At 65.0% G+C, this 8,356-nt stretch carries 7 protein-coding genes and 1 pseudogene; 7 read left to right on the forward strand and 1 reads right to left on the reverse strand.

Going from position 1 to position 8,356, the window contains the following annotated elements:
* The 7 genes and pseudogenes from ACLP25_RS17480 to ACLP25_RS17510 form a co-directional block, all read left to right on the forward strand.
* Positions 1-212 (forward strand): annotated as a pseudogene (locus tag ACLP25_RS17480) (hypothetical protein); the annotation flags it as partial.
* Positions 213-319: 107 nt separating this feature from the next.
* Entirely contained in the window at positions 320-1,186 is an 867-nt protein-coding gene (locus ACLP25_RS17485) for an SDR family oxidoreductase (RefSeq protein ID WP_442470445.1), read from the forward strand.
* 512 nt (positions 1,187-1,698) lie between these two features.
* Complete coding sequence (lnt, locus tag ACLP25_RS17490) at positions 1,699-3,324, forward strand: apolipoprotein N-acyltransferase (RefSeq protein ID WP_442470446.1); 1,626 nt, start codon at positions 1,699-1,701, stop codon at positions 3,322-3,324.
* A gap of 120 nt (positions 3,325-3,444) precedes the next feature.
* Complete coding sequence (locus ACLP25_RS17495; RefSeq protein WP_442470447.1) at positions 3,445-3,867, forward strand: helix-turn-helix domain-containing protein; 423 nt, start codon at positions 3,445-3,447, stop codon at positions 3,865-3,867.
* Positions 3,868-3,992: 125 nt separating this feature from the next.
* A complete protein-coding gene (gene metK / locus ACLP25_RS17500) occupies positions 3,993-5,180 on the forward strand; it encodes a methionine adenosyltransferase (protein ID WP_442470448.1) in 1,188 nt (395 codons plus the stop codon).
* 24 nt (positions 5,181-5,204) lie between these two features.
* A complete protein-coding gene (gene trmB, locus ACLP25_RS17505) occupies positions 5,205-5,903 on the forward strand; it encodes a tRNA (guanosine(46)-N7)-methyltransferase TrmB (RefSeq protein WP_442470449.1) in 699 nt (232 codons plus the stop codon).
* A gap of 74 nt (positions 5,904-5,977) precedes the next feature.
* Positions 5,978-7,576 carry a glucan biosynthesis protein gene (locus ACLP25_RS17510; RefSeq protein ID WP_442470450.1) on the forward strand — a complete coding sequence of 533 codons (1,599 nt, stop codon included), beginning with the start codon at positions 5,978-5,980 and terminating at the stop codon, positions 7,574-7,576.
* Between the two features lie 515 nt (positions 7,577-8,091).
* Here ACLP25_RS17510 and ACLP25_RS17515 read toward each other — a convergent pair.
* A partial coding sequence (locus ACLP25_RS17515) for a DUF3734 domain-containing protein (protein WP_442470451.1) occupies positions 8,092-8,356 on the reverse strand: 265 nt, incomplete at its 5' end.

Raw genomic sequence — 8,356 nt, forward strand, 5'->3', positions numbered from 1 at the left:
ATTGCCCGCATTTGAACCCGATCGAGCGTCTATGGGGAGTGATGCACAAGAACATAACGCACAACAGGTGCTACGCAACCTACAAGGACTTCGCCGAGGCGACGCTCGGCTTCCTACGCCAAGACGCACCCAAGCGATGGCGCGAATTTCGAAGCGCCGTCACCGACAATTTCCGCATCATAAACCCCAGGGAATCTCGGGTCGTGGGGTAAACAGGGTATACGCTGGCTTTATCCGGACTGAAAGTGCCTGGGCTCATTTTCATCAGCCTGCTACGTTCCATCGGTTGGGGAGGGCTAAAACCGCTGAGGAAGCGCCAATGTTTGCGACCGATCTCTTCAAGGGCAAAAAAATTCTGATCACCGGCGGCGGCACGGGACTGGGCAGAGGGATTGCCGAGCGCCTGCTCGGCCTCGGCGCCGAGATCGCCATCTGCGGACGGCGCAGGGGCGTGTGCGAGGCGACGGCGGACGAACTCATGAAAGCGCACGGCGGCGTCGTCAAAGCCTATGGCGTCGACATTCGCGACGCCGCCGCGGTCGACGCCATGGTCGAGGAAATCTTTCGCGACGGGCCCCTGACCTCGCTCGTCAACAACGCGGCCGGCAATTTCATCGCCCGCACCGAGGACCTCTCGCCGCGCGGCTTCGACGCCATCGCCAACATCGTCATGCACGGCACGTTCTACGTCACCCAGGCGGTCGGCAAGCGCTGGATCCATGGGCGCCATCGCGGCAGCGTCGTCTCGATCACGGTGACCTGGGTCCGCAACGGCGGCCCGTTTGTTGTCCCGTCAGCGATGAGCAAGGCCGCCATCGACGCGATGACGAAATCGCTCGCGGCAGAGTGGGGACGTTACGGCGTCCGCCTCAACGCGATCGCGCCCGGCGAAATCCCGACCGAAGGCATGAGCAAACGGCTGATGCCGGACGAGGGCAAGGGAACGCTGGCCGTCAACCCGTTCGGCCGCGTGGGACGCATGGAGGAGTTGCAGAACCTCGCCGCTTTCCTTCTCTCGGACGGCTGCGAGTGGTTGACCGGCGAGACCATCGCCATGGACGGCGCGCAGGCGCTCGCAACCGGCGGCAATTTCTACGAGTTGCGCAAATGGGGCGACTCCGAATGGAAGGCCGCGCGCGAAGCGATCGAAGCGCAGAACGCACGCGACAAGGCCGAGCGCGCTTGAGGCGCGGCGTCGCCTCGTCGCGGCGCGCTTCATGTGTGAGGCCGCTTTGCATGGGGATCGCCGCTTCCGCCTTTCGACAGGACGCGGCCAGCGCTGTCGACTCCCAGGTCCTCGGCGCGCAGCAAAACGCTGTACCGGCCGAGCCTATCCTATGGCGATCCGGAGTCTGTGTTACCTTGACGGTGGCCGCTTCCCCGACTCGCGCCGCTCCTCCCGGCGGCGCGCAATTCGCGCGAGCGGCGCTTAGGCAATGGGCGACATTCCGTCGCCTGATCGAGCAGACGAGTCATGATGGCGTCGCCATTCGTTTTGAAAGGAGTCGCGCCGGACCCTCGCCCGGAAGGGGGCACCCGGCACAACGGCATAGGCCGCAAAACCCGAACTTGCTCGTAAGTCCTTGAAAACAAATGAAGCCTGACTCGCGAATCGAGTAAAATGCCACATAACCTATTGAAAATGCAGGGCTATTGCCAAAAACACGCGGTCGCTTGTCCAGGTCCGGGACTCTTGTCTTGACCGAGGTCGCCCGGGTCTCCCCTATCGCCGGCGTCCTGGCGGCGCTGCCACAGGGCGTCATCCTCTCCTGGGGATGGCGGCGGCGCGCCATAGCCTTTCTGTCCGGGGCGACCGGCGCCTTCGCGCTGCCGCCGTTTGATGGGTTCATCTTGATGGTCGTCCCCATGACCGTCGCGATCTGGCTGATCGATGGATCGCAGGGGGGCGTCGGCCAGCGGATCCGCGCCGCCTTCGGCGCAGGCTGGTGGTTCGGGTTCGGATATTTCCTCGCCGGTCTGTGGTGGGTCGGCGCGGCCTGCCTCGTCGACGGGAACAAGTTCGTCTGGGCCCTCCCGCTCGGCGTGCTCGTCCTGCCCGCGGGGCTGGCTCTCTTTCCGGCCTTTGGCTTCGCGCTGGCCCGGCTCCTCTGGTCGCCCGGACCCTCGCGCGTCTTCGCGCTCGCCTTCGGCCTGGGGTTGAGCGAGTGGGCGCGCGGCCTTTTGTTCACCGGCTTTCCGTGGAACGACATCGGCATGGCGCTGGGCGCGAATCTGACGCTGGCGCAGATCGCCTCGGTCGTCGGCCTCCACGGTCTCACCTTCATCGCAATCGCGGTCTTCGCGGCCCCGGCGACGCTGTGGCGCGCCGGAGACGGCCGGTTCGCGTCTGCCCCGACGATGGTCGCGGTCCTCGCGCTTTTTGCGATCGCCGGTTTCGGCGTTGAACGGCTGGCCGCGCCGACGAGCGCGTTCGTGCCGAACGTCAGGCTTCGGGTGATGCAACCCGACATTTCCCAGGGCGAGTCCTTCGCGCCGGAAAACAAGGACGCCATCGTGAGGCGTTACCTCGAGTTGTCGGATCGCGGCGGGGGCTTAAGCGGGCGGGACGGCCGCCGCGTCACGCACCTTTTGTGGCCCGAATCGGCGTTCCCGTTCATTTTATCGCGCGATCCCCAAGCGCTTGGGGACATCGTGTCGCTGATCGGGGCCGACACGACTCTCATCACCGGCGCCGCGCGGGTGGAGATGAAAGCGGGACGGGATCCGGCTTATTACAACGCCATCGAGATCGTCGATCACGATGGGCTGTCGCGCGAGCGCTACGACAAGCAGCATCTCGTGCCGTTCGGCGAGTATACCCCGTTTGACGCCTTCCTGGAGAAGATCGGAGTGACCCAATTCGTCCAGGCGCCCGGCGGCTTCACGCCGGGGGTCGGCCGACGCGTGCTGCATGCTCCGGGATTGCCGGCTGCGGTGCCGCTGATCTGCTACGAGGCGATCTTTCCCATCGAGGTCGGCGACGCCTTTTCTGGCGCGCCCCGGCCCGGCTGGTTGCTCAACGTCACGGATGACGCCTGGTTCGGGGTGACGCCTGGCCCCTATCAGCATTACGCCCAGGCGCGGCTGAGGGCGATTGAACTCGGTCTGCCGCTTGTGCGCGTGGCGAACTCCGGCGTTTCGGCGGTGGTCGATGGATTCGGTCGGGAGATCGCGGCGACGCCGCTGGGCGTCGAAGACGTGCTTGACGCCGATTTGCCGGAGGCTCTACCGCCGACGTGGCAGTCGCGATTCGGCTCGCTGACCGCGGGGGCGATCGGCCTTGTGTTCCTGTTTTTAACCTTACATTTTAGGCGCGGCGGGTAGGAAACCCTAGATTGCATTTTTCCGGCTTGCGCGCGACGCGTGCATAAGGTATTTCCGCTGCGTCACCTGAGCGGGCTTGTTCGGCGCGGGATATCGGGGGCAGGAGCAGTGAAAAGTCCTTTGAACAGCGTCGACGTATACGTGGGCGCCCGGTTGCGGATGCGCCGCGCTATGCTCGGAATGAGCCAAAGCAAGCTCGGCGCGGTTCTAGGCGTGACGTTTCAGCAAATCCAAAAATACGAGAAAGGCGTCAACCGGATTAGCGCCAGTCGGCTTAAGCAGGCTGCAAGCGTGTTCGATGTCGACGTGGACTGGTTCTATGAAGGTGGACCAGCCGAGCAGGGGGTGAAAGCCGGGTGGGCCGAGCGGGGCTCCCGGTCGCTCGACGTTCAGTTCCTGTCCACAACGGAAGGATTCAAGCTTAATCGCGCGTTCACGCGCATTCGTGACCCAAAGGTTCGCCGCAAAATCATAGACCTCGTCGAATCGCTTGCGCCGCACGATGAAGGCGGCGAAGCAGGCAGCCTCGAGGGCGTTCGTTAAAAAGAACGATTCAGTGCAGTCCGGCTTGACGTATCGAACGGCCGCTGTCACAAGCGGGGCCGGTTCGACCGTTCGCGCGTGGCGTCGGAAGTCCTGAATGCTGAAGTCGGAAGGAGATCGCAAATATGGCTCGTCTGAATTACGAATTCACCAGTGAGTCCGTGTCTGAGGGCCATCCTGATAAAGTGTGCGACCGGATTTCCGACGAAGTCGTCGATCTTTTCTTCCGCGAGGGCGCCAAGGCGGGCGTCGACCCGTACCAGGTCCGCGTCGCCTGCGAGACGCTCGCAACGACCAACCGGGTGATCATCGCCGGCGAAGTGCGCGGCCCTCGAATTCCGAACGAGCAGATCATTGAAACCGCGCGCGCCGCCATCAAGGACATCGGCTACGAGCAGGAGGGCTTCCACTGGCGCAACGCCGAGATCGAGGTGTTGTTGCACGCGCAGTCCGCCGACATCGCCCAGGGCGTCGACGCCGCCAGCAACAAGGACGAGGGCGCCGGCGATCAGGGCATCATGTTTGGTTACGCCTGCCGCGAAACGCCCGAGCTGATGCCGGCGCCGCTCTACTATGCCCACAAGATCCTTCGCGAGATTTCCCAGGCCCGTCATTCCGGCGTCGAGAGGACTCTCGGCCCTGACGCCAAGAGCCAAGTGACGGTCCGTTATCAGAACGGAAAGCCGGTCGAGGCGACCCAGATCGTGGTCTCCCACCAGCATGTGATCGAGTCGCTGACCTCCGAGGACGTGGCGAAGCTCGTCCGTCCCTATGTCGAGGCGGCGCTTCCGGCGGGATGGATCACCGCCAACACCATGTGGCACATCAACCCGACAGGCAAGTTCTTCATCGGCGGCCCCGATGGCGATTGCGGGCTCACCGGTCGCAAGATCATTGTCGACACCTACGGCGGCGCGGCGCCTCACGGCGGCGGCGCGTTCTCCGGCAAGGATCCGACCAAGGTCGACCGTTCCGCAGCCTATGCGGCGCGCTATCTGGCCAAGAACGTCATCGCCGCCGATCTCGCCGACCGCTGCACGCTGCAGCTTTCCTACGCCATCGGCGTGGCGAAACCGCTATCGATCTACGCCGACCTCCACGGCGCCGGACGAATCGACGAGGCCAAGCTCGAGAGAGCGCTCATGGAGATCGTGAATCTCAGCCCGCGGGGCATTCGCGAGCACCTGCAGCTGAACAAGCCGATCTTCGCCCGCACCTCGACCTACGGCCACTTCGGCCGCGCTCCGGAGGCGGACGGCGGCTTCTCCTGGGAGCGGACCGACCTCGCCGACACCTTGCGTCGCCTCGTCTGAGGCTCCGCCGAACAGAAGGGATGCATGGCGGCAGGCGGTCAAGCCGTACCCGAGTCGCGGCGGCGCACGCTTTACGGGCGAAGCCGCGGCAAGACCCTGCGGACGGGTCAGGAGCGCCTCGTCGCAGAGGCGCTTCCCAAACTGGAGATCGGCCCGGAGGAGCTCCGGCGGCCGGGGAACTTTGCCTTCGAGCCGAGCGCGATCTGGCTGGAGATCGGCTTCGGCGCCGGCGAGCATCTGATCCAGCAGGCGAAGGCGAATCCCGAGGTCGGCCTGATCGGCTGCGAGCCGTTTCTCAACGGCGTGGCTGCGGCGCTGGCGGGCGTCGAGCGGGAAGGGCTCGCCAATGTCAGGCTGCGGCGCGGCGACGCCCAAGCTCTGGTCGAGGCCGCGCCGGACGCATTCTTCTCGCGTGTGTTCATCCTCTACCCGGACCCTTGGCCGAAACGGCGGCACAACAAGCGCCGCATCGTATCCGACGCGATGGTCGAGGGGCTGGCGCGGGTGGTGAAGTCCGGCGGCGAGGTCCGCTTCGCCACCGACATCGACGACTACGCCGGTTGGACGCTCAGGCGGTTCCTCGGCTCGTCGCGCTTCCGCTGGGCCGCCTCGCGCGCGGCGGATTGGCGAACCCCCTGGCCCGAATGGCGGCCGACGCGCTATGAAGCGAAGGCTCACAGGGCGGGGCGGGCTTCCGTTTACCTCACTTTTGTTCGGCTGTGAGTGAATAGGCGGACGCGTGAATCTGCGCGCAGGCGGACTAACGCGGCCAGAGGCGACGCGTCGAAGGAAACCTCATGTCGGATAGCGTTGATCGTCGGACGGTTCTGAAGGGCGTCGCCGCCTCCGCGGCGGCGATGAGCCCGGTCGCCGAAGCCCTGGCGGCCGAGCCGGACGGCCTGCAATTCGAGCCGCCGGTCCCGTTTTCCTACGATCTTTTCAAGAGCCAGGCCCGCGAACGCGCGCGCCTGCCTTACGAGGCGCCGCCGCGGCCCTCGCCCGACGTGCTGCAGAAGATCAACTACGAGGAATGGGGTAAGATTAAGTACCGCGACGACTACGCCCTGTTCGCCAACGGGCCGGGCCCCTTCCCGGTCACCTTCTTCCACCTGGGGCTGTTCTTCCAGAAGGCGGTCGGCATGCATGTGGTCGAGGGCGGCCAGTCGCGCAAGATCATTTACGAGCAGGCCTATTTCGACATGCCGGCCAATTCGCCGGCGCGGGATCTGCCGTTGGGGGCGGGATTCGCCGGCCTGCGCATCCAGGAATCGCGCAACGGAGCGCTCGACTGGCGTCACAACGACTGGGTCGCCTTTTTGGGCGCCGCCTATTTCCGCTCCATCGGCGAATTGCGCCAGTACGGCCTTTCGGCGCGAGGAATCGCCCTCGACGTCGCGGTGGCGGACCGGCCCGAGGAATTCCCGGACTTTACCCAATTCTACATCGACTCAGCCGCCACGGACGACACGCTGACGCTCTACGCTCTGATGGAGGGTCCCTCGATCGTCGGCGCCTATCGCTTCTTGATGACCCGCGGCGCGGGCGTCGTCATGGACATTCAGGCGTCGCTCTTCGTCCGCGCCCAGGTTTCGCGCTTCGGCGTCGCGCCCTGCACCTCGATGTACTGGTTCTCCGAGACCAAGAAGGAGACCGCAATCGACTGGCGTCCCGAGGTGCACGATTCGGACGGGCTCGAGATGTGGTCGGGCAACGGCGAGCGGCTGTGGCGGGCGCTCAACAATCCGCCGCGCATCATGGTGTCGTCGTTCCTCGACGACAACCCGCGCGGTTTCGGCCTGATGCAGCGCGACCGCGTGTTCGACCACTATATCGACGGCGTCTACTACGACCGGCGGCCGAGTCTGTGGGTCGAGCCGCAGCCGGGGCCGGACGGGCAGGGCTGGGGCAAGGGCTCGATCCAGCTGTGCGAGATCCCGACCGACGACGAGATCCACGACAACGTGGTGGCGATGTGGGTGCCGGCCCTGCCGGTGCCGGCCGGCGCGGAACTCCATCTCAACTACAAGCTCTACTGGCTCGCCGACTCGCCCGCGCCTTCGAACCTGGGCCGGGTCGTCGCGACGCGGCTGGGCCGCGGCGGCCAGCCCGGCCTGCCGCGGCCGAAAGGCGTGCGCAAGTTCATGGTCGAGTTTCTCGGGGGCCCGCTGGAAAAGCTGCCGTTTGGCGTCAAGCCGGAGCTGGTCGTCTCGGCCTCGCGCGGGAGTTTCGGCAATTACCAGCTGATCGAGGCGGTGCCGGACGGCGTCGCCGGCCACTGGCGGGCGCAGTTCGACCTCATCGTCGACGGGACCGATCCCGTGGAAATGCGCGCGTTCCTGAAGTCGGGCGATGAGACCATGACGGAGACCTGGCTCTTCCAGTACCACCCGTTCTGAAGACTTGCGCTTTCTGGCCTTCGGGAGAGGGTATCGAAGGCGACCCCGTGAGGGCATTCGGGCGAAGCGCTCAGCCGGCGGCCTCCGCTACCATCTCACGCGGTGCGAATAGGCTTTGCCATTTCCAACTTCGTTTCGAGGCTTTTCAATCGTTTACGGCGGTTTTTCCGGTCCCGTGTAACCGCCGAGGCGTCGTCTCGAGGAACCTCGCAGCCGCGAAAGGTCCCGGGTCAAAAGCGTCAAGCCCCGGGGGCCGGGGGCTTGAGCGTCGGGGCTCTGCGAAAGAAGGCGGTTTCTTCGTTTCTCGTCCTGTAAGAATACGTATAACATAATTTCTGGGAAACCGCAAGACGTATATCTGAAAATCAGAAGGCGTCTCTCGGCGCCACCGCGTTGGGGGTCGGGCCGACAACGGCGCGTCCCGCCATCTCATGGCCGGGCGTCCCGGCCAGCCATACGAACACCGCCCCCTCCCGAATTAGATGGATGTAATCACGGCAGCTCGCTTCGGGCCTCTAGCGGTTCCTGGCGTGCGCCGCCTCGGCCAGGCTGCCGAGAATGGCGCGTTTTGCCATGTGATAGCCGGCTTTCTTCAGCCGCTCGATGGTCAGCGCGGAGAAGTTATTGGCGGCAAAAGGCGGCTCGCCCTCCGCGCCTTCGTTCACAATCCGCGTGATCGTCGTCGGCGCAGTGTCAGCCATCCGCTGAATGAAGCGCGGACTCTGCCGCAGTCGCTGGCCGGCCTCGGGTTCCAGATTGTCCATGATCTCATGCACCAGA

This window comes from Roseiarcus sp. (assembly GCF_052145395.1).
Lineage (GTDB): Bacteria > Pseudomonadota > Alphaproteobacteria > Rhizobiales > Beijerinckiaceae > Roseiarcus.

Bases quoted from the DNA above. Each gene is read 5' to 3' on its own strand.
- ACLP25_RS17485 (WP_442470445.1), top strand. From the start codon at position 320: ATGTTTGCGACCGATCTCTTCAAGGGCAAAAAAATTCTGATCACCGGC.
- metK (WP_442470448.1), top strand. From the start codon at position 3,993: ATGGCTCGTCTGAATTACGAATTCACCAGTGAGTCCGTGTCTGAGGGC.
- trmB (WP_442470449.1), top strand. From the start codon at position 5,205: ATGGCGGCAGGCGGTCAAGCCGTACCCGAGTCGCGGCGGCGCACGCTT.
- ACLP25_RS17510 (WP_442470450.1), top strand. From the start codon at position 5,978: ATGTCGGATAGCGTTGATCGTCGGACGGTTCTGAAGGGCGTCGCCGCC.